This is a genomic window from Streptomyces longwoodensis, assembly GCF_001514125.1.
Classification (GTDB): domain Bacteria; phylum Actinomycetota; class Actinomycetes; order Streptomycetales; family Streptomycetaceae; genus Streptomyces; species Streptomyces longwoodensis.
The window spans coordinates 250,568-271,786 of sequence record NZ_KQ948559.1 but is presented as its reverse complement, the minus strand read 5'-3'; the positions used below and the strand labels follow the sequence as shown (position 1 = coordinate 271,786).

At 74.0% G+C, this 21,219-nt stretch carries 10 protein-coding genes and 2 pseudogenes; 3 read left to right on the top strand and 9 right to left on the bottom strand.

Features of this window, described 5'->3' with window-relative positions:
• Nucleotides 1–19 precede the first annotated feature (19 nt).
• A complete protein-coding gene (locus AQJ30_RS27070; protein ID WP_067239198.1) occupies nt 20–2,068 on the top strand; it encodes a glycoside hydrolase family 31 protein in 2,049 nt (682 codons plus the stop codon).
• 60 nt (nt 2,069–2,128) lie between these two features.
• On the opposite strand, the gene AQJ30_RS27065 is transcribed toward AQJ30_RS27070, so the two are convergent.
• The 6 genes from AQJ30_RS27065 to AQJ30_RS27040 all read right to left on the bottom strand — a co-directional run bounded on the left by AQJ30_RS27065 (nt 2,129) and on the right by AQJ30_RS27040 (nt 10,976).
• Nucleotides 2,129–2,842 carry a glycoside hydrolase family 12 protein gene (locus tag AQJ30_RS27065; protein WP_067239196.1) on the bottom strand — a complete coding sequence of 238 codons (714 nt, stop codon included), beginning with the start codon at nt 2,840–2,842 and terminating at the stop codon, nt 2,129–2,131.
• A 31-nt stretch (nt 2,843–2,873) separates the two neighbouring features.
• On the bottom strand, nt 2,874–5,072 hold the full coding sequence (locus AQJ30_RS27060) for a glycosyl hydrolase family 95 catalytic domain-containing protein (protein ID WP_067239195.1): 2,199 nt from the start codon (nt 5,070–5,072) through the stop codon (nt 2,874–2,876).
• Nucleotides 5,069–7,063, bottom strand: coding sequence for a beta-galactosidase (locus AQJ30_RS27055; protein WP_067239193.1), 1,995 nt, complete (start codon nt 7,061–7,063; stop codon nt 5,069–5,071). Before AQJ30_RS27055 ends, AQJ30_RS27060 begins: the two co-directional genes overlap by 4 nt.
• 161 nt (nt 7,064–7,224) lie before the next feature.
• Entirely contained in the window at nt 7,225–8,184 is a 960-nt protein-coding gene (locus AQJ30_RS27050; protein ID WP_067239192.1) for a carbohydrate ABC transporter permease, read from the bottom strand.
• Complete coding sequence (locus AQJ30_RS27045; protein ID WP_067239190.1) at nt 8,181–9,245, bottom strand: ABC transporter permease; 1,065 nt, start codon at nt 9,243–9,245, stop codon at nt 8,181–8,183. The genes AQJ30_RS27050 and AQJ30_RS27045 overlap by 4 nt, the downstream gene beginning before the upstream one ends.
• Nucleotides 9,246–9,272: 27 nt before the next feature.
• Entirely contained in the window at nt 9,273–10,976 is a 1,704-nt protein-coding gene (locus tag AQJ30_RS27040; RefSeq protein WP_067239188.1) for an extracellular solute-binding protein, read from the bottom strand.
• A gap of 367 nt (nt 10,977–11,343) precedes the next feature.
• On the opposite strand from AQJ30_RS27040, the pseudogene AQJ30_RS27035 reads away from it, so the two are divergent.
• A pseudogene (locus AQJ30_RS27035) lies at nt 11,344–14,251 on the top strand (glycoside hydrolase family 3 C-terminal domain-containing protein).
• Between the two features lie 97 nt (nt 14,252–14,348).
• Here the strand turns inward: AQJ30_RS27035 and AQJ30_RS27030 are convergent.
• The 3 genes and pseudogenes from AQJ30_RS27030 to gabT all read right to left on the bottom strand — a co-directional run bounded on the left by AQJ30_RS27030 (nt 14,349) and on the right by gabT (nt 18,378).
• The gene (locus AQJ30_RS27030; RefSeq protein WP_425424172.1) at nt 14,349–15,812 is read right to left on the bottom strand and encodes an aldehyde dehydrogenase family protein; all 1,464 of its coding nucleotides are present in this window, start codon (nt 15,810–15,812) and stop codon (nt 14,349–14,351) included.
• A 210-nt stretch (nt 15,813–16,022) separates the two neighbouring features.
• Nucleotides 16,023–16,601, bottom strand: a pseudogene (locus AQJ30_RS37335) (phosphatase PAP2 family protein); the annotation flags it as partial.
• A 442-nt stretch (nt 16,602–17,043) separates the two neighbouring features.
• Nucleotides 17,044–18,378: a 4-aminobutyrate--2-oxoglutarate transaminase gene (gene gabT, locus AQJ30_RS27025; RefSeq protein WP_067239187.1), complete on the bottom strand. Its 1,335-nt coding sequence runs from the start codon at nt 18,376–18,378 to the stop codon at nt 17,044–17,046.
• Nucleotides 18,379–18,671: 293 nt separating this feature from the next.
• Between gabT and AQJ30_RS27020 the strand changes: the two genes are divergently transcribed.
• Nucleotides 18,672–21,200 carry an ATP/GTP-binding protein gene (locus tag AQJ30_RS27020; protein WP_067239185.1) on the top strand — a complete coding sequence of 843 codons (2,529 nt, stop codon included), beginning with the start codon at nt 18,672–18,674 and terminating at the stop codon, nt 21,198–21,200.
• The last annotated feature ends 19 nt before the right edge of the window (nt 21,201–21,219 follow it).

The following is a 21,219-nucleotide window of genomic DNA, read 5'->3' as shown; positions in this document are numbered from 1 at the left end:
TCCTCCAGGAGCACGCCACGTGAATCAGCCTGCCGCACACGCACCCGAGGTCAGCCTCGCGCAGTCGTCCCCGACCGTCGGCACGTTCCGCGAGCGGGGCGGGGCGCTGGAGTGGAGCGGCCGCCAGGAGACGGTCCGCGTCGAACCGTGGGGTCCGGACGCGGTCCGGGTCCGGGCGCGGCTCGGCGGGCCGGTCCTGGAGGACCTGCCGGGCGCCCTGCTCGACGGGGCGCCGCCCGCCCCCGCCACCGTGAAGGTCGAGGACGGCCGGGGCCGGGTGACGGTCGGCGCGCTGACCGTCGAGGTGGACGCCGAGGGCCTGGTCCGCTTCCTGCGCACGGAGGACGGGTCCGAACTGCTCGCCGAGGAGCGCGCCCACTTCTGGTGGCCGGGACCGCGGCTGTACACGGCGGTCGGGGGCGGCCACCACCGGCTGGAGCAGCGGTTCGCCGCCTACGACGGGGAGCGGCTGTACGGCCTGGGGCAGCACCAGCACGGCCGGTTCGACCAGAAGGGCCTGGTCCTCGACCTGGTGCAGCGCAACGCCGAGGTGAGCGTGCCGGTGCTGACCTCCAGCCGCGGCTACACCCTGTTGTGGAACAACCCGGCCATCGGGCGGGTGGAGCTGGCGCACAACGGCACCCGCTGGGTGGCCGACTCGGCCCGGCAGATCGACTACTGGATCGCCGCGGGCACGCCGGCCGACGGGCAGCGCCGCTACAGCGCGGTGACCGGCCGCACACCGATGCTGCCGGAGTGGGCGGCCGGGTTCTGGCAGTGCAAGCTGCGCTACCGCACGCAGGACGAACTGCTGTCGGTGGCCCGGGAGTACAAGCGGCGGGGCCTGCCGCTCAGCGCGATCGTCTGCGACTTCTTCCACTGGACGCACCTCGGCGAGTGGAGGTTCGACCCGGCGGAATGGCCCGACCCCGCGGCCATGGTGCGCGAACTGGACGAGCTGGGCGTCAAGCTGGTCGTCTCGGTGTGGCCGTCCGTGTCCCCGCTGTCGGAGAACCACCCGGTGATGGAGCAGCGCGGTTACCTCATCGGCACCCAGTACGGCCCGATGGCGCACGCCGACTGGCCGGACAAGCAGGTCGCCTCGACCGTCCAGGTGGCGTTCTACGACGCGACCAACCCCGAGGCCCGGGACTTCGTGTGGTCGCGGATCCGGGAGAACTACCTGGAGCCGTACGGCATCACGGCGTTCTGGCTGGACGCCTGCGAGCCGGAGCTGAAGCCGGGCTTTCCGGAGAACCTGCGCTACTGGGCGGGCCCCGGCCTGGAGGTCGGCAACCTCTACCCGGCCGAGAACTCCCGCACGTTCCACGAGGGCCTGCGCGCGTCCGGTGCCGGCGACGACGAGGTGATCACCCTCAACCGCTCGGCCTGGGCGGGCAGTCAGCGCTACGGCGCCGCGCTGTGGTCGGGCGACATCGGCACCGACTTCGCGACCCTGCGCCGCCAGGTTGCGGCCGGCCTGAACACGGCGCTGTCCGGCATCCCGTGGTGGAACACCGACATCGGCGGCTTCCACGGCGGCGACCCGGACGACCCGGCGTACCGCGAGGTGATGGTGCGCTGGTTCCAGTTCGGCGCGCTGTCCCCGCTGATGCGCCTGCACGGCTTCCGCGACCCGGCCATGCCGCTGGGCCCGGACATGACCGGCGGCCCCAACGAAGTGTGGTCGTACGGGGAGGAGGCCGGCGCGGTCATGGAGCGCTACCTCCGGCTGCGGGAACGGCTGCGGCCGTACGTCCTGCAGGTGATGCGCGAGGCCCACGAGGAGGGGCTGCCCGTGATGCGCCCGCTGTTCCTGGAGTTCCCGGACGACCCGGCGGCCTGGGACGTGGCGGACGCCTACCTGCTGGGGCGGGACCTGCTGGTCGCCCCGGTCCTGGAGGCGGGGGCCACCACCCGCACGGTGCACCTGCCGGCCGGCGCGGGCTGGACCGACGCGTGGACCGGCGCGGCGTACGCGGGCGGCGGGCCCGTCACCGTGGACGCGCCGCTGGAGCGCATCCCGCTGTTCCTGCGGGACGGCGCGCGGCTGCCGGTCGCGGAGTAGGCGCGCGGGAAGGGCCGGCTCCCCGCGGGGGAAGCCGGCCCTTCCGCTCCGATCGGTGGGTCAACTGCTGCTGACAGTCAGGTTGTTGGTCTGGAAGTTCAGGCCGCCGGACGACGAGGTGATCTCGTAGCCGAACTGGACGTCGCCGATGGTCTCGTTGCCGAACCAGCCCTTGGTGTCCTTGATCCACTTCAGGATGGGCAGGACATTGACGGTCCCGGAGGTCGAGTTCGAGGTGCGGACGAACGAGAAGACCTCGTTGGCGCCGTTGCTGCCCTTGTACACGGTCCAGGTGTGCCCGCCCAGCGTCACGGTGCCCTGCGAGGTGCCGAGGGGTCCGACGGCCCCGGTCTTGTTGACCCAGAGCATGATCTCGTAGTCGTAGTCGGTGTCCCAGATGTCGTAGGACGTGTTGTAGGCGCCGGACGACGGGACCGTGACGTTGTAGCTGCTGGTGAGCGAGGAGAGCGAGGTGATCGACTTGTTGATCACCTTCTTGGCGTCGGGGTACGACTTGATGCCGCCGGTGTTGGGGTGGTCGGCCCACACGCCCCAGTTGGTGCCGGAGTTGGCCCAGACGCACTGGCTGCCGGCGCCGGAGCCCCAGATGTTGTTGTAGAGCGTGTAGCCGTTCAGCGTGGTGGTGCCCCACTGGTCGCAGGAGCTCCAGACGGCGGCCGAGGCGGGGGCGGAGGCGAGGCCGACCGTGGCACCGATCGCGAGGGCGGCCGCCAGCGCCAACCGGGTGAGACGGCTCGGTGTGCGTGCTGCCATGGTGTCCCTTCCATGGGTGGGGGGAGGGGGTTCACCGCGCCTCCAGACGGACGACGCGGTCCTCTCCGGCGACCAGGTCGAGCGGCCGGGCACCGGAGGGGGTCCTGAGGTCGACGCGCGCGGTGCGCGTCGGGCGGACGACGGCCGTTGCGCCGTCGGACGTCCAGGTGAGGTCGACCCGGGCCCCGAACCGGGTGCGCACGCCCCGCAGTTCGCCCTCGCGGAGGGACGGGGGCGGCGCGGGGAGCAGGACCAGCCGGTCGGGGGTCGACTGGACCAGCGCCTCGACGAGCACCGTGGGCAGGGTGTGGGCGGCGTCGGCGTTGTAGACGTCGCGGTTCGGGTAGTGGGCGCTCATCAGGGAGGGGTGGAAGCAGTCGCCCTCCAGCACGGCGGTGAGCGCCTGCGCGACCCGCCGGCCGTCCCGGAGGCGGGCCGCGACCAGGGCGTGGTGGAGGTGGCCGTGCGCGGAGTCGTTCTCCGTGCCGCGCAGCTCCAGCGCCCGGTGCGCGGCGGCGGCCAGGGCGGGGGTGTCGTACGGGGTGATCTCGTCGAGCGGCCAGACGCCGTAGAGGTGGCTGAGGTGCCGGTGGTCGTAGGAGTCCGCCAGCTCCGGGCGGGCCCATTCGGCGAGGGCGCCGTCGGCGTTGACCCGGTGGGGCGGGAGCCGGTCGGCGAGGGCGCGCCAGCGGTCGGCGTCCGGGGTGCCGAGGTGGTAGGCGGCGGCCGTGCGCAGGGCGTGGCGGGCCGCCGAGAGGTCCATGGCCGCGTCGAGCGTGCCCCAGCCCGCGTTCGCGGGCCGGTTCTCCGGGGAGTAGGAGGGCACCACGACGAGGCGTCCGTCGGCGTCCGTGCGGGTGAGGAAATCCTCGTAGAAGGTGGCGACTTCGGCGAGGGCGGCGGCCGTGCGGGGGTCGCGTGCGCCCCGGGTGTCGTCGTGGTCGACGAGCGGCTTGAGCAGCCAGTCGGCGCCCGCGGTCCACAGGTGCAGCGGGTACTCACGGCTGAAGTGGACGCAGTGGCCCGACTCGCCGTCGGTGTGGGCGGGGGCGACGGCGCCGCGGGTGCCGAAGACCGCGCGGGCGTTGTCCCGCCAGTCGGGCAGCTGGCGCCGGACCAGAGCGGCCAGGGCCTCGGTGACCTCGGGCAGGTCGGCGGCCGCGGCGCCGGCGGTCTGCAGGCCCAGGTTGGCGTCCAGGGTGAACGCGCCCGACCAGGCGGTGGACCACTCGCCGGTCCACAGGCCGGTCAGCCGGGGCGGCAGGACCCCGGAGGAGGACAGCAGGTGGTAGCGGCCGGCCGCGAAGAGCCGCTCCAGCAGGGCCGGGCTGCCCGGACGCTTCAGCAGCTCGCTGCCGGGCAGCTCGCGTTCGGCGGGGTCGGCGCGCAGGTCGAGGGTGACGCGGCGGTAGGCGCCGCGGTGCCGGGCGAGGTGCCGCTCCAGCAGGTCGTCGTACGGCTCCCGCGCCAGGTCGCGCAGGGCGCGGGACGCGGGGACGACGTCGAGGTCGCCGGTGTGCCGGTGGACGCGGGTGAGCAGCAGGAGGGCGTCGGCGTGCTCGACGCGCAGGCCGCGCGGGCCGAGGGCGGTCGTGCCGCCCGTGACGGCGGCGACCGTGACGCCGGTGTAGGCGCGGTCGCCGCCCGGGTAGCGGGCCCGCAGGCTCAGCACGGCGCCCTCGGGGGTGAGGACGGCCCCCTGGCCGACGCCCAGGCGGGCCGGGGCGCCGGGCAGGCGGTGGTCCAGGGAGAGGGTGAGGGACGGGCCGGGCGCGGTGACGTACTGGACGACCACGTCGTCGGCGCGGGAGACGAAGACCCGGCTGCGCCAGTCGCCGCAGGTCGCCTCGACCACCCCGGTGGTGAAGTCGACGCGGCGCCGGTAGGCGGGGCGGGGCTCCGGCACGGTCCGGTCCAGGTGGACGCGGAAGGCCGGGTGGAAGGGCTGCACCCACTGCAGCGGCCGTCCGTCGGTGAAGTCCTCGGCGGCCCGCGGGTCGCCGGCCAGCAGGCGGTCCTGCAGCGCGGTGAGCCGGTCGGCGAGCTCCGGCGGCCCGGCGTGTTCCGAGCCGTTGGGGCGGACCAGGGTGTGCTGGGTGACGATCACCCGGTCGGCCTCCGGGTCGCCCGACACCAGGGCGCCGTGGTGGCCGTTGCCGGTGAGGAAGGCGTCCTCCCAGCGGGCGGCGGGCTCGGGCTCCCAGGTGCCGTGGACGGGGCCGGCGCTCATGACCGCAGCACCACCGCTCCGTAGCGGCCGAGGGGCACCCGGTCCGTGTGCGCGGTCCCGGTGAGCAGGTCGTGGTGGGTGCCGGGGACGTCGACGACGACCGGCTCGCGCCCGTGGTGGAGCAGGAACAGCAGGTCGCCCCGGCGCACGGCCTCGACGTCCGCCGGGAGTCCGGCCAGGACGGGCCGGACCCCGGCGTCCGTGGCGATGCGGGTCAGCAGGGCGCGCAGGGCGTCCGGCTCCGGGAGGGTGGAGAGGTACCAGGCGCGGCCCCGGCGCAGGACGGCGGGCAGCCCGTCGAGTTCCCCGCCGACGTAGGGGATCGTCTCGTCGGCCGTGTCGTCGGACTCGATCTCCTCCGACCACAGGGTGCCGTCGAAGCCGTCGCAGGGGGCCGTCTCCCCCGCCTCCAGCGGCCACCACTCGTGCAGCGTGCGGATGCCGAACAGGGCGCGCAGCCGGGCGTCCATGCCGCCCTCGCGGACGCGGTCGTCCTGGTCGGCGACGCCCGTGAGGAACCCGCTGACCAGGGTGCCGCCGGCGCGGACGTAGGCGAGGAGGTGGTCGGTCGCCGCGTCGGTCAGGGCGTAGAGCTGGGGGACGACGACGAGCCGGTAGCCGCCGAGGTCGTGCTCGGGGTGGGCGAAGTCGGTGGTGAGGTGGGCCTCCCACAGGGCGCGGTGCCAGGCGTGCAGGACGTCCGGCAGGTCGACGCGGGCGGAGGGGCGGCCGTCCTGGGCGCTCGCCCACCAGGCGTCCCAGTCGTGCAGGACGGCGATGTCGGCGCCGACCCGGCGGCCGGCCACCTCGGGTCCGATGCGGGCGAGGTCGGCGCCGAGCTCCACCACCTCCTGGAAGGTGCGGCCGTGCTCCCCCGCGTGGCTGACCATGCCGGAGTGGAACTTCTCGGCGCCCTGGCGGGACTGGCGCCACTGGAAGTAGTGGATCGCGTCGGCGCCGCGGGCCACGGCCTGCAGGGACCACAGGCGGTTCAGGCCCCGGGGCTTGGGGTGGTTGACGCCGCGCCAGTTCACCGGGCCGGCCGCCTGCTCCATGAGCATCCAGGGGCCGCCCCCGGCCTGGGAGCGGGTCATGTCCTGGACCAGCGCGCCGTGCTGGGCGCCGAGCGGGTCGCGCGGGTCGGGGTAGAGGTCGACGGAGACGACGTCCTCCTCGCCCGCCCAGCGCCAGGCGTCCTGCCCGCTCCACAACGGCATGAAGTTGGTGGTGACCGGGAGGTGCGGGGTGTGCCGGCGCACGATGTCCCGCTCGGCGCGGAAGCACTCCAGGAGCATGTCGGAGGTGAAGCGGCGGAAGTCCAGCAGCTGGGCGGGGTTGGTGAGGTAGTGGGCGCGGCGCGGGGGCAGGACGCCGTCCCAGGTGTCGTAGCCCTGGCTCCAGAAGGCCGTGCCCCAGGCGGTGTTGAGGGCGTCGAGGGTGCCGTACCGCTCGCGCAGCCAGCGGCGGAAGGCGGCCGCGGCCTCGTCGCCGTGGTCGTAGGTGCAGTACTCGTTGTTGATGTGCCACAGGGTGAGGGCCGGGTGGCCGGCGTAGCGGGCGGCCAGGTCCTCGGTGATCGCGGCGGCGTAGCGGCGGTAGGTGGCGCTGGAGTGGGAGAAGTGCTGGCGGCCGCCCCACCACTCGGTGCGGCCGTCGGCGTCCCGGGGCAGGGTGTCGGGGTGCAGTCGGCCCATCCACGGCGGGGGCGAGGCGGTGGGGGTGGCGAGGACGACGTCGATGCCGTGGTCGTGCATCAGGTCCATCAGCGTGTCGAGCCAGCGGAACTCCCGTGCGCCCGGCTCGGGTTCGATCGTCGACCAGGAGAAGACACCGAGGGTGACGGAGGTGACCCGGGCCCGCCGCATCAGCCGGACGTCCTCGCGCCAGGTCTCCTCGGGCCACTGCTCGGGGTTGTAGTCCCCGCCGAACAGGACACGACCACGGGTCACGGCGTCGAGGCTGCGCCGCTGGGACGGGTGGGACGCGTTCATGGAACCTCGCTGGGTGTGCGGGGACGTGGGGGTGGCCGAGCGGAACGGCAGGCGGTCACCCTGCCGACCTCAGGGGCGCGGGGAACTGCGCGAGCGGCCACGACGGCGCCGCACGGGCCCACCGGCACCCGGCGCCACGGCGCTCGATCCTGGGCCGGGCGTCAGCCCTTCACCGCTCCGGTCAGCATTCCCTTCCTGAAGTGCTTCTGGACGAACGGCGACAGCACCGCCACCGGCAGCAGCGCCATCACCATGACGGCCATCTGGACGGCCAGCCCCGACAGTTGCCCGGTCCTGATCGCCTGGCTCAGCCCCACCGGCGCCTCCTGCTTCTGCACCAGCTGGATCATGACGTTCTGCAGCGGCATCATGTCCTGGTCGTTGAGGTACAGCGACGCGTTGAACCACGCGCTCCAGTACCCGACGGCGTAGAACAGCGTGATCACCGCGAGGACCGCCCGGGACAGCGGCATGACGATCTGCCAGAGGATCCGTACGTCCCCCGCCCCGTCGATCCGGGCGCTGTCGACGAGTTCGGGCGAGATCCCCATGAAGAACCCGCGCAGCACGAGGATGTTGAACACGCTCACCGCGCTCGGCAGGATCAGCGCGAGGTAGGTGTCGGTCAGCCCGAGGCTCTGCACCAGCAGGTACGTGGGGATCAGCCCGGCGCTGAAGAACATCGTCGCCAGCAGCAGCATCAGCAGCCACCGGTGCGCGAGCGACCCGGTCCGCGACAGCCCGTACGCGCACAGCACGGACACCGTCATCGAGAACACCGTGCCGACCAGGGTGACCAGGACGCTGACGAGCGCGGCCCGGGTGACCTGGCCGCCGCTGAGCAGCTCCCGGTAGGCGATGAAGGTGAGGCCCTTGGGCACCATCACCAGTCCGCCCGCCTCGTCGATGGTCGCGCGCGAGGAGAGGCTGGTGACGACGACGATCCACAGCGGGAACAGGATCGCCAGGCAGGCGAGGGAGAGCGCGACGCCCTTGCCCGCGAGGCCGGCCGCGGACGGCTCCTCCTCCCAGGCGGGTCGGGCGGGCGCGCCCCGGCGGCGCGGACCGGCACCGCGTCCTCGTACCGGATCGCCCACGGATGGGCCCACGACGGCGGTCATTTCTTGTACACCCCCTGCTCGCCCATGAGATGGGCCACCTTGTTCGCGGCGAGGACCAGCCCGATGCTGACGACGCCCTTGACCAGCCCGGCGGCGGCCGCGTAGCCGAAGTCCTGGTTGCGCACGCCGTTCCACCACACGAAGGTGTCCAGGACCTCCCCCGCGTCCGTGCCCACGGCGTCGCGCTGGAGCAGGATCTGCTCGAACCCCACGGTCAGGGCGTCGCCGACGCGCAGCACCAGCAGCAGGGCGATCACCGGGCGCAGCGCGGGCAGCGTGACGTGCCACATGCGGCGCCAGCGTCCGGCGCCGTCCATCGCGGCCGCCTCGTACAGGTCGGTCGGCACCGAGGCCAGCGCGGCGAGGAAGACGATGATCCCCCACCCGGCGTCCTTCCACACGCTCTGCGCGGTGAGCAGGAAGGGGAAGGTGTCCGGGTCGGTCATGATGTCCAGGCCGTCGTACCCGTGGTGCCGCAGCAGTTGGGAGAGCATCCCGGCGCCGCCGAACATCTGCTGGAACACGGCGACGACCAGGACCCAGGAGAAGAAGTGCGGCAGGTAGAGCACGGCCTGGGCGACGGCCCGCACCCGGGGCCGGACCACGCTGTTGATGAGCAGCGCGACCAGCACGGGGACGGGGAAGAACAGCAGGAGCTGGACGGAGAACAGCACCAGCGTGTTGCCGACGGCGTTCCAGAAGGCCGGGTCCTCGAACATCCGGCGGAAGTTGTCCAGGCCCACGAAGGGGCTGTTGAGGATCGACACGACGCCGTTGTCGCTGAGGTACGGGTCGTAGTCCTGGAAGGCGACGACGTTGCCGAGGATCGGCAGGTAGGCGAAGACCAGGACGAGCACGACGGCGGGCAGCGTCATGAGGATCAGGACGCGGTCGCGCCGGAACCGGTGCCGCAGGCTCGCCCGGCCCGCGCCCCGCCCCCGGGGGGAACCGGTGGAGCCGGTGGAGGAACCGGTCGAGCCGGTCGAGCCGCCGGACTGCGCCGGGGTCGTCGCGGGGGTACTGGCCTCGGCGCCGTCCCGAGGCACCGTGCTGTGGGACACGGCCGTTCTCCTTGCCTCAGGACCTGGTCAGTTCGCCGCCGGGCCGTTCTCGTCGAGGAGCTTCCGGTACCAGTCGCGCAGCTTGTCGCCGCCCTGCCGCTTCCAGTCGGAGACCGCCCGCTGCATGTCGGAGATCTTCTTGTGGCCGCGCGCGATGTCGTCCTCGAGCTGCTCGAAGTTGCTGGCCAGGTTGGCGTAGCGGGAGGGCTCGGTGATCTGCAGGCCCCAGAAGGAGGTCTTCCGCGTGAAGCCGCCCATCTTCTGCTGCCAGGCGACCTGCCCCTCGGTGATGTCGGGGAAGTCGGGGTGGGCGAGGGTCGACGCGGGGCTCGCGATCATCACGAAGGCGTTGTTGACCTCGTTGTTGCCCCGGTCGTTCTTGACGGGGACGCCGTTCTTGATGGTGTAGTGCGTGCCCTCGACGCCGTAGTTGGTCATCATCCACTCTTTGGTGCCGTACGGAGCCGCGGTGACGTTGGCGACGGCCAGCACGTCGCGGACGACGGACTCGGGGGCCTTCTTGTTGACGAAGGCGAAGATGCCGGCGGGCTCCGCGGCCCACAGGGTCGGGTCGCCGCCGTCGGGGCCGAAGAGGTCCATGCCCCAGATGCGGAAGTCCGGGTTCTGGGTGGCCTGGGAGGCGCGCTGGCCGTACCAGCTGGAGATGTCGTTGTTGTAGATCAGGAACTCACCGGCGGCGAACTTGGCACTGGGGTCGGTGGCCTGGCTCTTGCCGAGCTTGAAGTCGGGGTGGACGTACCCGGCGGCGAACAGCTTGCGCGTCCACTCCAGGGCCTCCAGGTACGCGTCGGTCTCGACGCGGTTGACCAGCTTGCCGTCGACGAGGTTCCACCACAGCGGCTTGTCCGAGCCGGGGAAGACGCCCCAGATGTTGAACGCGGTCCACTTCATGTCGCCGCAGGCCCACCGCTTGGCCCTGGCGTTGGTGATGTCCTTGCACAGCGCGGTGAACTCGTCCGGTGACGTGGGGACTCGGTAGCCCTCGCGCTGGAAGACGTCCTGGCGGTACAGCGGCACGATGTTCGTGACGTACGACGCCGGCATCGGCAGGCCCATGAGCTTGCCGCCGAACAGGGAGCGCTGCCAGGCGTCGGTGGGGATCGCCGCGAGGTTCGGGTAGTCCTTGACCCCGTCGCCGGACAGGTAGGGGCCGAGGTCGGCGAACTTGCTGATGACGGCGCTGGGGATCTTGCCCATCATGTTCCAGCCGGGGACCACCACCACGTCGGGGACGTCGCTGGAGGCGAGGACCGCGCCGAGCTTCTGGTCGTAGGTGGTGCCGTCCTGGTTGCGCCACCGGACGTCGACGCCGGTCAGGGCGTTCATCGACGTGTAGTACGGGTTGTCCTGCTTGGGCGGCGAGCCCCAGAACGGCGACATGACCGTGACCTTGCCGCCCTTGCCGAGCTTCCTGGGCACCGAGGTCTTCAAGGTGGCCACGTCGAGCTTGGCGGTGAACCCCATCGACGAGCCGTTCTTCGACGGGATGTCCGGTGTCACCACGTTGCCGGCCACGTACGCCGGCAGCAGCCGCTTCGCGTCCTTCCCCGAGGTCGTCCCCTCGCGCGAGCCCTTGTCCGCGCCGCCGCACGCGGCGAGCAGCGGCATCCCGCCGGCCACGGCCGCGGTGGCGACCGCCGTGGAGGCGAGGAACCCCCGCCGGCTCGGCCCGGGGGAACCGGACGGGGAGGGAGCGGCGTTCGGCGTCATTGCGTCAACCCTTCGTGCCTTCGTGGCGCACCAGGACACCCGGCGGTGGCCGTCGGCTGCGGTGTCTCGAGTGGAACTGGCTGAGCGGAAGCGGCTTCCGGTGAGCGGGTGCCCCGGCGACGAGGCGGGCGGACAGTCGAAGCGCTTCGATGTGCAGCGAGGTTAGGTGAAGGCCGGGGGGCGCACAAGAGTCGCTTCCAAGATTCCTCGGCTGGGCACGGGAGTTGACTGCCCTCTTGCCGCGCTTGAGCTGTGGGCGGGAGGACCGGTTGGTGGCGCCGGGCGTCTTGACACCCGCACGGTCGTCGAATGAGCATCGAAGCGCTTCGAAAGCCCTCCCCCGCTCCAGCGCAAAGGGAAACCCCACGTGACCGCATCCCCGCCGCCCACGCCGCCCTTCCGCGATCCGCGGCTGCCGTTCGCGAAGCGCGTCGACGACCTGCTGTCGCGGCTCACCCTCGACGAGAAGGTCTCCTTCCTGCACCAGTTCGCCCCCGCCGTGGAGCGTCTGGGCGTCGCCGCGTTCCGCACCGGCCAGGAGGCCCTGCACGGGGTGGCGTGGATGGGCCCCGCCACGGTGTTCCCGCAGGCGGTCGGGCTCGGCGCGACCTGGAACCCCGAGCTGGTGCGCCGGGTGGGTGAGGCGGTCTCCCGGGAGGTCCGCGCGATGTGCGCCCGCGACGGGCGGGTGGGCCTGAACGTCTGGTCGCCGACGGTCAACCTGCTGCGCCACCCGCTGTGGGGCCGCAACGAGGAGGGCTACTCCGAGGACCCGGAGCTGACCTCGGCGATCGCCACCGCCTACACCCGGGGCCTGCGCGGCGACCACCCGGTGTACTGGCGCACGGCCCCGGTCCTCAAGCACTGGCTGGCGCACAACAACGAGACCGGCCGGGACGTCACCTCCTCCTCGGTGCGCCCGCGGGTGCTGCACGAGTACGACCTGCGGGCGTTCCGGGCGACGGTCGAGGCGGGCGCGGTGGCCGGGGTGATGCCGGCGTACAACCTGGTCAACGGCCGCCCCAACCACGTCTCGCCCCACCTGCGCGAGCACCTGCGGACCTGGACCGACCAGGAGCTGCTGGTCTGCTCGGACGCGGGCGCGCCCTCCAACCTGGTGGACTCCGAGCACTACTTCGACACCCACGAGGAGGCGACGGCCGCCGCGCTCGTGGCCGGCGTGGACAGCTTCACCGACCACGGCACGGACGGCGCACCGATCGCGGCCCGGGTCCGGGGGGCGCTGGAGCGGGGGCTGCTGACCGAGGCGGACGTGGACACGGCGGTGCGCCGCCAGCTGTCCGTCCGGTTCCGCCTCGGCGAGTTCGACCCGGACGACGACCCGCACGCGCGCTCCGGCGCCTTCGACACCCCGGAGCACCGGGAACTCGCCCGGCGGGCGGCCGAGCAGGCGGTGGTCCTGCTGCGCAACGACGGGGTGCTGCCGCTCGCCCCGGACACCCGGCTCGCGGTGGTCGGCCTGCTCGCCGACGAGTGCAAGCTCGACTGGTACAGCGGCACGCTGATCCACCGGTCGACACCGCTGGAGGGCCTGTACGAGCGGTTCGGCGCCGAGCGGGTGCGGTTCGCGGAGGGCGTGGACCGGGTCCGGCTGCGCACGTCCGCCGGGACGTTCCTGCACGTCCCGCCCGCACCGGAGGCTCCCGGCCCGGCGCGGGGCGCGCAGGGCGCCCTCGACCCCGCGCTGCTCGCGGGGCGCACCGATCTGCCGCCGCTGACCACGGACCCGGTCGGCACCGAGTTCGCGCTGGCCGACTGGGGCGACGGCGTGCTCACGCTGCGCGCGCCCGACGGCCGCTACCTGTCGGTGGCCGAGGACGGGTACCTGCGCGCGTCGGCCGACCAGCCAGGCGGCTGGGTCGTCCAGGAGACGTTCCGGCTGGAACGCCGGGGGGAGCACGGGACCGGTCACCTCCTGCGGCACCTGGGGACGGGGCGTCCCGTCTCGGTCGCCGCCGACGGGGTGAAGGTTGCCGCGGAGACCCCGGGGGGTCCCGAGGGCGCCGAGGCCGCCGGGGTCCGCGCGGCCGCCGGGGGGGCACGAGACCGCCGAGGTCTTCGAGGTCGTCGTCACCGAGCACGGGACGGACGCCGTGCGCCGGGCCGCCGCGGACGCCGACGTGGTCCTCGTGGTGGCGGGCAACGACCCGCACATCCGCGGCCGGGAGACCGAGGACCGCACGACCCTGCGGCTGCCCGCGCACCAGGAGCGGCTGCTGGAAGCGGCCCGGACCACGAACCCGCGGACGGTCCTGGTGCTGGTGTCGGCGTACCCGTACGCGTTCGAGCCGGGGCGGCTCGCGGCCGCGCTGTGGACCGCGCACGGCGGCCAGGCGGCCGGCACGGCGCTGGCCCGGGTGCTGGCCGGGGACGTCGCGCCCGCGGGCCGGCTGCCGCAGACCTGGTACGCCGACGACGCCGACCTGCCGGACCTGCTCGACTACGACGTGATCGGCGGCCGCCAGACGTACCGGTACTTCGAGGGAACCCCGCTGTTCCCCTTCGGCCACGGCCTGTCGTACGTGCCCTTCGGCTACGCCGACCTGGTCACGGCGGTCGCGGACGGCGCCCTGCGGGTGTTCTTCACGCTCACCAACGCGGGGGACACGACCGCCGACGAGGTGGCTCAGCTGTACACGCGCGCGGTGGAGCCCTCGGTGCCCCGGCCGCGCCGCGAACTCCTCGCGCACCGCCGGGTGACGCTGGCGCCCGGGGAGACGAGGCGGCTGGAGTTCGCCGTACCGCTGCGGGCGTTCGCGTTCTGGGACGTGGCGCGCGGCGACTGGCGCCTGGAGCAGGGCCGTTACGACGTCCTCGTGGGCGCCTCCAGCGAGGACGTCCGGCTGCGCGCGACCGTCACGCTCGACGGGGAGCCCGCGGCCCCCCGCCCGGTGCTCCGACGGGGCCTGTCCGCCGCCGACTTCGACGAGCACGGCGGGGCCGCGCTCGTGGACCGCACGAAGGTCTCCGGCGACGCGGTGACCCCGGCCTCCGGAGGGACGGCCGGACTGCTGTACCGCGCCTGCGACTTCGGCGCCGGCGTGCGCACCGTGCGGCTGGAACTGGCGGGCGGCGCGGGCACGGTGGAGCTGTCGGCGGGCGGCGCGCGCGCCGCCGTGGAGTTCCCCGGCGCCCCGGGGCCGTACGACTACACGACCGTCGAGGCCCCCTTGCCCGTCGCGGGCGGGACGCACGACCTGCGCCTGGCGCTGCGCGGCCCGCTGCGGCTCGCGCACGTCGGCTTCTCCGCCTGAACCACGGGGGCGACGGGGTCGACGGGGGCCGAGTGCCCGTACGACGACGGCCCGAGCCCCCGCACAGCGGGCTCGGGCCGTCGGCCGGGAGGGGTGGTTACAGGGCGAGCCCGGTCAGGACCAGGACGCGCTCGTAGGTGTAGTCCTCCATGGCGAACCGCACGCCCTCGCGGCCCACGCCGGACTGCTTGGCACCGCCGTACGGCATCTGGTCGGCGCGGTAGGACGGGACGTCACCGATCACCACGCCGCCGACCTCCAGGGCGCGGTGGGCCCGGAAGGCGACCTGGACGTCATGGGTGAACACGCCCGCCTGGAGGCCGTACTTGGAGTCGTTGACGGCGGCGAACGCCGCGGCCTCGCCGTCGACCTTCTGCACGGTGAGGACCGGTCCGAAGACCTCCTCGCAGGACAGGGTCGTGCCGGCCGGCACGTCGGTGAGGACGGTCGGCGCGTAGGAGGCGCCGTCGCGCTTGCCGCCGGTGAGCAGCTGGGCCCCGGCGTCGACGGCCTCGTTCACCCAGGACTCCACGCGCTGGGCGGCGTCCACGCTGACCAGCGGGCCGACGTCGGTGGCGTCGTCGGCGGGGTCACCGGTGACCTGGGCCTCGACGGCGGCGACGATGCGCGGCAGCAGCCGGTCGTACACGGCGGCGTCGGCGATCACGCGCTGCACGGAGATGCAGGACTGGCCGCCCTGGTAGTTGGAGAAGGTCGCGATGCGGGTCGCGGCCCAGTCCAGGTCGGCGTCGCTCGCCCAGTCGGCGAGGACGACGGCCGCGCCGTTGCCGCCGAGCTCCAGGGTGCAGTGCTTGCGCGGCACCGAATCCATGATCGCGTAGCCGACCTTCTCGGAGCCCGTGAAGGAGATGACCGGCAGGCGCTCGTCCTGGACCAGGTCGGCCATGCGGTCGTTGGGGACCGGCAGGATCGACCAGGAGCCGGCCGGCAGGTCGGTCTCGGCCAGCAGCTCGCCCAGGACCAGCCCGGACAGCGGGGTGGCCGGCGCCGGCTTGAGGATGATCGGGGCGCCGGCGGCGATGGCCGGGGCGACCTTGTGGGCGCACAGGTTCAGCGGGAAGTTGAACGGCGCGATGCCGAGGACGACGCCCTTGGGGAAGCGGCGGGTCAGCGCGAGGCGCCCCTGGCCGCCGGCGTCGGTGTCCAGGCGCTGGGCCTCGCCGCCGTTGAAGCGCCGGGCCTCCTCCGCGGCGAAGCGGAACACCGAGACGGCGCGGCCGACCTCACCGCGGGCCCACTTGATCGGCTTGCCGTTCTCGGCGGAGATCAGCCGGGCGATCTCCTCGGTGCGCTCCGCCAGCCGCCGGCTGACGTGGTCCAGGGCGGCGGCCCGGACGTGGGCCGGGGTCGCCGCGAAGTCCTCGCGGACGGCGTACGCGGCGGCCACGGCCTCCTCGGTCTGGGCGTCCGTGGGCACGCTGACGGTGGCGACGGTCCGCCCGTCCCACGGCGAGGTGACCTCGAAGGTGTCCGTGCCGGTGGCCTGGCGGCCGGCGAGCCAGAAGGCGTGGGCGGCGCCCACGACGGGTTCCTGGGGCATGTGCGAGTCCCGGCCCTTCCGCGTTGGGGATGTGCTGTGGCGTTCGGGGTCCACGGTAGGCGCGGCACCCGGCGGGGACGTTTGTCCGGGGCGTAGCAGTGCGGGGGCGGGGTGCGCCGCTTTGGCGTGATCGGCGTGCGCCCTGTGCACGACCGCGCCCAGGGCGCCGAGCAGCACCGCTCCCAGGCACCAGCTCGCCACGACGTCCAGCGGCCAGTGGAAGCCCCGCCGGACCAGCCCGTACGACACGCCGAGGACGAGGAGCGCGCCCACGGCGACGGCCCCCCGGCGGGCCCGGTCGCCGCGCAGCCAGGGCAGCAGGACCAGCACGGCGCCGCCGTACGCCAGGAGCGCGGTCGCGGTGTGGCCGGAGGGGAAGTAGCCGGTGGCCGGGGGGTTGACGGGGGGCCCGGGCCGGTCGGTCCAGTTCTTCACGGGGACCACCACGAGCCCCACAAGCGCCAGGCACAGCAGGGCCGCGAGGGGCGGCAGCCACCAGCGCGCCACGCCGGCCGCCCGGCCGCGCAGGGCCACGTACCCGGCGACGGCCAGCAGCACGGGGAGGGCGACCTGCACGTTGCCGAGGTCGGACAGCAGCTCCCCCGCCCGGTCGGGCCGCACCAGCCACCGGCTGACCCGCTCGTCGGCCCGCAGCAGCGGCCCGTCGGCCAGGACCTGCCAGGTGAGCAGCGCGAAGACCAGCACGGGCAGGGCGAACAGCAGCGCCGGGAACCGCGGCCGCACGCGCCCGGGAACGCGGCGGGCCTGCCGGGGCGGAGCGGTGGACATGGGTCCAGCCTGTCAGAGAACGGAAGGAGCCCGGACGATGCCGGGCTCCCTGGTCCGTGTGGAGAAGGAGGTCGGCCGCCCCGGAACAGGGGGGGATGGTTCCGGGGCGGCCGTCCGGACCGGGTGGTCGCGCACCCCGGGGGGTGTGGGGCGTGCGACCGTCCGATCGGTGGAGATGCGGAGCCTCACGGCTCCGGTGTGCGCGAGGGCACGGCCAGACCGGAGCTGGGGAGGCCCCGGCCTGATGTCGCCCACAGTCCCCTGTGAGCGGGTGTATCTCTCATCTGGACCGAACCTACGGCAGGCCCCGGCCGGACGACAGGCTTCCCGGCGTCCCCCCATCCACCTCGCACACCTTCTTCACACGCCCTGCCGTCCGTGCACGTGAGAGGCCCGACAGACGTGCGTCGGGCCTCTCAGATGCGCGCGGAACGGTGTCCGGTCAGATGCGGGTGAACGCCTGCTCGATGATGTCCAGGCCCTCGTTCAGCAGGTCCTCGCCGATGACCAGCGGGGGCAGGAAGCGCAGCACGTTGCCGTAGGTGCCGCAGGTCAGGACGAGCAGGCCCTCCTGGTGGCAGGCCTTGGCGAGGGCGGCGGCCGCCTCGGCGTTCGGCTCCTTGGTGGCACGGTCCTTGACCAGCTCGATGGCGATCATGGCGCCGCGGCCGCGGACGTCGCCGATGGCGTCGAACTTCTCGGCCATGGCGGTGAGACGGGCCTTCATGACCGCCTCGATCTCCTTCGCCCGGGCGTTGAGGTCGAGCTCCTTCATCGTCTCGATGGCGCCGAGCGCACCGGCGCAGGCCACCGGGTTGCCGCCGTAGGTGCCGCCGAGGCCGCCCGCGTGCGCGGCGTCCATGATCTCGGCGCGGCCGGTCACGGCGGCTAGCGGGAGACCGCCGGCGATGCCCTTGGCGGTGGTGATCAGGTCCGGGACGATGCCCTCGTCCTCGCAGGCGAACCACTGGCCGGTGCGGCAGAAGCCGGACTGGATCTCGTCGGCGACGAAGACGATGCCGTTGTCGGCGGCGAACTGGCGGATCGCGGGCAGGAAGCCCTTGGCGGGCTCGATGAAGCCGCCCTCGCCGAGCACCGGCTCGATGATGATCGCGGCCACGTTGTCCGCGCCGACCTGCTTGGTGATCTGGTCGATGGCCTGCGCGGCGGCCTCGGGGCCGGCGTTCTCCGGGCCGGTCGGCCAGCGGTAGCCGTAGGCGACCGGGACGCGGTAGACCTCGGGCGCGAACGGGCCGAAGCCGTTCTTGTACGGCATGTTCTTCGCGGTCAGCGCCATCGTCAGGTTGGTGCGGCCGTGGTAGCCGTGGTCGAAGACGACGACCGCCTGGCGCTTGGTGTGGGCACGGGCGATCTTGACGGCGTTCTCGACGGCCTCGGCACCGCTGTTGAAGAGGGCCGACTTCTTCGCGTGGTCACCCGGCGTGAGCTCGGCCAGCGCCTCGGCGACGGCCACGTAGCCCTCGTAGGGGGTGACCATGAAACAGGTGTGGGTGAAGTCGGCGAGCTGCGCGGACGCGCGGCGCACCACGGCCTCGGCGGAGGCGCCGACGGTGGTCACGGCGATGCCGGAGCCGAAGTCGATCAGGCTGTTGCCGTCGACGTCCTCGATCACGCCGCCGCCCGCGCGCGTGACGAACACCGGCAGCGTGGAGCCCACGCCCTGCGCGACCGCGGCGACGCGGCGGGCCTGCAGCTCCTGCGACTTCGGGCCGGGAATGGCGGTGACGACGCGGCGCTCCTGCGGAAGGGCGGTCATGAGGGGCTCCTGGGGGGTCTTGCGGATGCGTGTGTTCTTTTCTCGCAGGCTAGGCCGGGCGCCCGGGGGTGGGCATGCTCCATGTGGGCGTTTTCCCGGACCCGGCTTGTCCGTGGTGGACATAGAGGGACCCCGGCCGCGCCACGGCGGAGCAGGGGCCGTGACGTGCGGGAGCGGGGGGCCGGACGGGCGGCGGGTGCGCGCTGCGGGCGCGTAAACGGTGAACTGCCCTTGCCGGGGCGTTAGATTGACCGCTGACGGTGGACGGAACGGCTGGTCAGGGGGCAACGGCGATGAACAGCGACGGGACACAGGACGCGCGCGGCACGCACGCGAACCCCGTGCCACGCCCCACGGCACCCCCCGAACCCCCCACGACCCGCCCCGACCTGCCCCCGCCCCCGGCCGCACCGCCCGCGGGCCCGCCGGGACAGCCCGGGCCGTCGGGGCAGTCCGGGCCGTCGGGGCAGTCCGGGCCGTCGGGGTACGCCGCCGGTCGGTCCGGCCCGCCCGCCGTGCCGCCGCCGCCCGGACGGGCGCCCGGCACGCCCCCGCCCCCGGCCGCTGCCCCGCCCTCCGCGGTCGCCGACTGGCTGGACGCCCCGCGCCCCGAGGCCCGCCCGGGCATCTGGCGCCACGGCTACCGGCTGCCGAAGGGCGCGGACGCGCCGGAGCGGCTCGCGCCGGTCACGGTCGTCGGCATGCTGGTGCCGCTGGTCGCCGCGCTGGTGCTGTGGTCGCTGTGGCGGCGGGGCAGCCTGCCGTACCAGTTCTCGGTGCTGCGCCTGTTCACGCCGGACGACTGGTGGTGGGGCGGCACCATCGCCTCGCCGAGGACCATGGACGGCGCCGAGGCCCGGGTGGTCTACGACGGCGTGTTCTTCGCGGTGCTGCTGTACGCCATGGGCCGGCTGGGCTCCTGGCCCGACACCGTGCGCCACCTCGTCGGCCGCCGCCCCCAGCCCGCCCGCGCGCTGCTCGCCGCGCTGGCCGCCCTGGTCACGCTGAGCTTCGTCTTCCCGGACGCGTTCGGCGTCGGCTGGAACGCGCTGCCGGTCGTCGACCCGCTGTTCTCCCTCGTCGTACTGGTCTCCGGCAGCTACGAACTGTTCGCGTCACCGCTGTTCACGGACTCGCTGTACACGGTCATCACGCTGCTCGTGCTGTGGCCGTTCGCCCGGCTCGGCGGCTGGCTGCCGTACGCCAAGGAGCGCCTCGCGGCCCGCAAGGCGGCCGCCGCGCCGAGCGCGCCGCGGCCGGTCGCCCGCCCCCGCTCGCAGTGGCCCGCGCTGCGCGACGCCGGGCAGGAGGAGGCCGCCGACCTGCTCACCGCCGAGGTGGCCGGCGGCCGGATGAACGACGTCGACTGCGCCCGGATCGACGTCGCCTTCGCCGCCGCCCGCCGCGACGCCGGGCTGGCCGCCTTCCGGGACACCGTGCTGCGCCAGGGCGGCGCCGCCTGGACGCACCCCTCCGGCGCCCGGGACCTGCCCCGCCGCTCGGCCCGGCACGACCTGCTCGCGGACCAGGTGCGCATCGGCCGCTGGGTGGCCGCCGAGCGCTCCCCGCTGCCGTACCACGACGCGGGCGCCGCCCTCGGGCCCGAGGTGCTGGGCACCTCGCTGCTCGCGGTCGGGCCGTCCGGGTCCGGCAAGACGCGCACCCTCGTGGAGCCGGTCACCGAGGCGCTGGCCCTGCAGGCGCTCACCGGGGCGTGCGCCGTGGTCGCGGTCTCCGCGCCCGGCGCCCGGCTCGGCTCCGACGCCGCCTTCGACGTGGTCGTCCGGATCGGCGACCCGGCCTCGGGGTACGACCTGGACCCCTACGCCGAGTCCGACGACCCGGACGAGGCCGCCGCGATCCTCGCCGAGGCGCTGGTCGGCGACCTCGACACGGTCGGGGCGCAGGGCGCGGCCACCGCGCTCGCCCAGCTGCTCGGCCCGTACCGGGCGGTGCACGGCCGCTTCCCGACCCTGCCCGTGCTGCGCGAGCTGCTGGAGGGCGAGCCGGCGGCGGTGTCCGCGCTGCGCGAGGCGCTCGCCGGGCACGAGGTGATGCGCCGCGAGCTGGAGGCGCGGATGCGGCAGACCGGCGTGCCGGGTGACGCGGGCCGGGCGCTCGCCGACCGGCTGGCGCTGCTGGACCGGCCGGCCTTCGCGGACTTCTTCGGCGGGGGCGGCGCCCAGCGGCCCTTCTCGCTGCGGGCCGTGGCCCACCACCCGCTGCGGGTCCGCGTGGACCTGCCGGAGCGGGGCCACGAGGAGGCCGGGCGGCTGCTCACCCGGCTGGTCCTCGCGCAGTTCCACGCCGTGGTCCGCCAGGGGCGGCGCGCCCACTTCGCCTGTCTGGTCCTGGACGACGCCACGGGCGCGATCACCCCGGAGTCGGTGCGCCGCGTCCAGCGGCTGCGCTCGCAGAACGCGGGCGTGCTGCTCACCCTGCGCACGATCGGCGACGTCCCGGAGGCCCTGCACGGGCCGCTGTACGGGGCCGTCGGCTGCCGGATGGCGTTCAGCGGGGTCACCACCTGGGACGGCAACCGGTTCGCTCAGGCCTGGGGCACCGAGTGGGTGGAGACCACGGAGGTCGCGAAGCACACCGTGTTCGCCGACCAGCCGATGACCCGGGCCATCCACGCCCTGCGCAAGCTCGTGACGGGCAGGGCGGTGACCACGGACGCGGTGACCGTGCGGCAGGTCGAGCGGGAGCGCTGGTCGGCGTCGCAGCTGGCGCACGAGGTGCCGCCGGGGCACGCGGTGCTGTCCCTGACGACCGTGACGGGCGAGCACGCTCCCCCGCTGCTGGTGGACCTGCGGGGCTGAGGCCCGGCGGGGGCGGGGG

Excerpts from the sequence above, each read along its gene's own strand:
- AQJ30_RS27020 (WP_067239185.1), top strand. The coding sequence starts at position 18,672 with ATGAACAGCGACGGGACACAGGACGCGCGCGGCACGCACGCGAACCCC.
- AQJ30_RS27030 (WP_425424172.1), bottom strand. The coding sequence starts at position 15,812 with ATGCCCCAGGAACCCGTCGTGGGCGCCGCCCACGCCTTCTGGCTCGCC.
- AQJ30_RS27065 (WP_067239196.1), bottom strand. The coding sequence starts at position 2,842 with ATGGCAGCACGCACACCGAGCCGTCTCACCCGGTTGGCGCTGGCGGCC.
- AQJ30_RS27040 (WP_067239188.1), bottom strand. The coding sequence starts at position 10,976 with ATGACGCCGAACGCCGCTCCCTCCCCGTCCGGTTCCCCCGGGCCGAGC.
- AQJ30_RS27055 (WP_067239193.1), bottom strand. The coding sequence starts at position 7,063 with ATGAACGCGTCCCACCCGTCCCAGCGGCGCAGCCTCGACGCCGTGACC.
- gabT (WP_067239187.1), bottom strand. The coding sequence starts at position 18,378 with ATGACCGCCCTTCCGCAGGAGCGCCGCGTCGTCACCGCCATTCCCGGC.
- AQJ30_RS27060 (WP_067239195.1), bottom strand. The coding sequence starts at position 5,072 with ATGAGCGCCGGCCCCGTCCACGGCACCTGGGAGCCCGAGCCCGCCGCC.
- AQJ30_RS27050 (WP_067239192.1), bottom strand. The coding sequence starts at position 8,184 with ATGACCGCCGTCGTGGGCCCATCCGTGGGCGATCCGGTACGAGGACGC.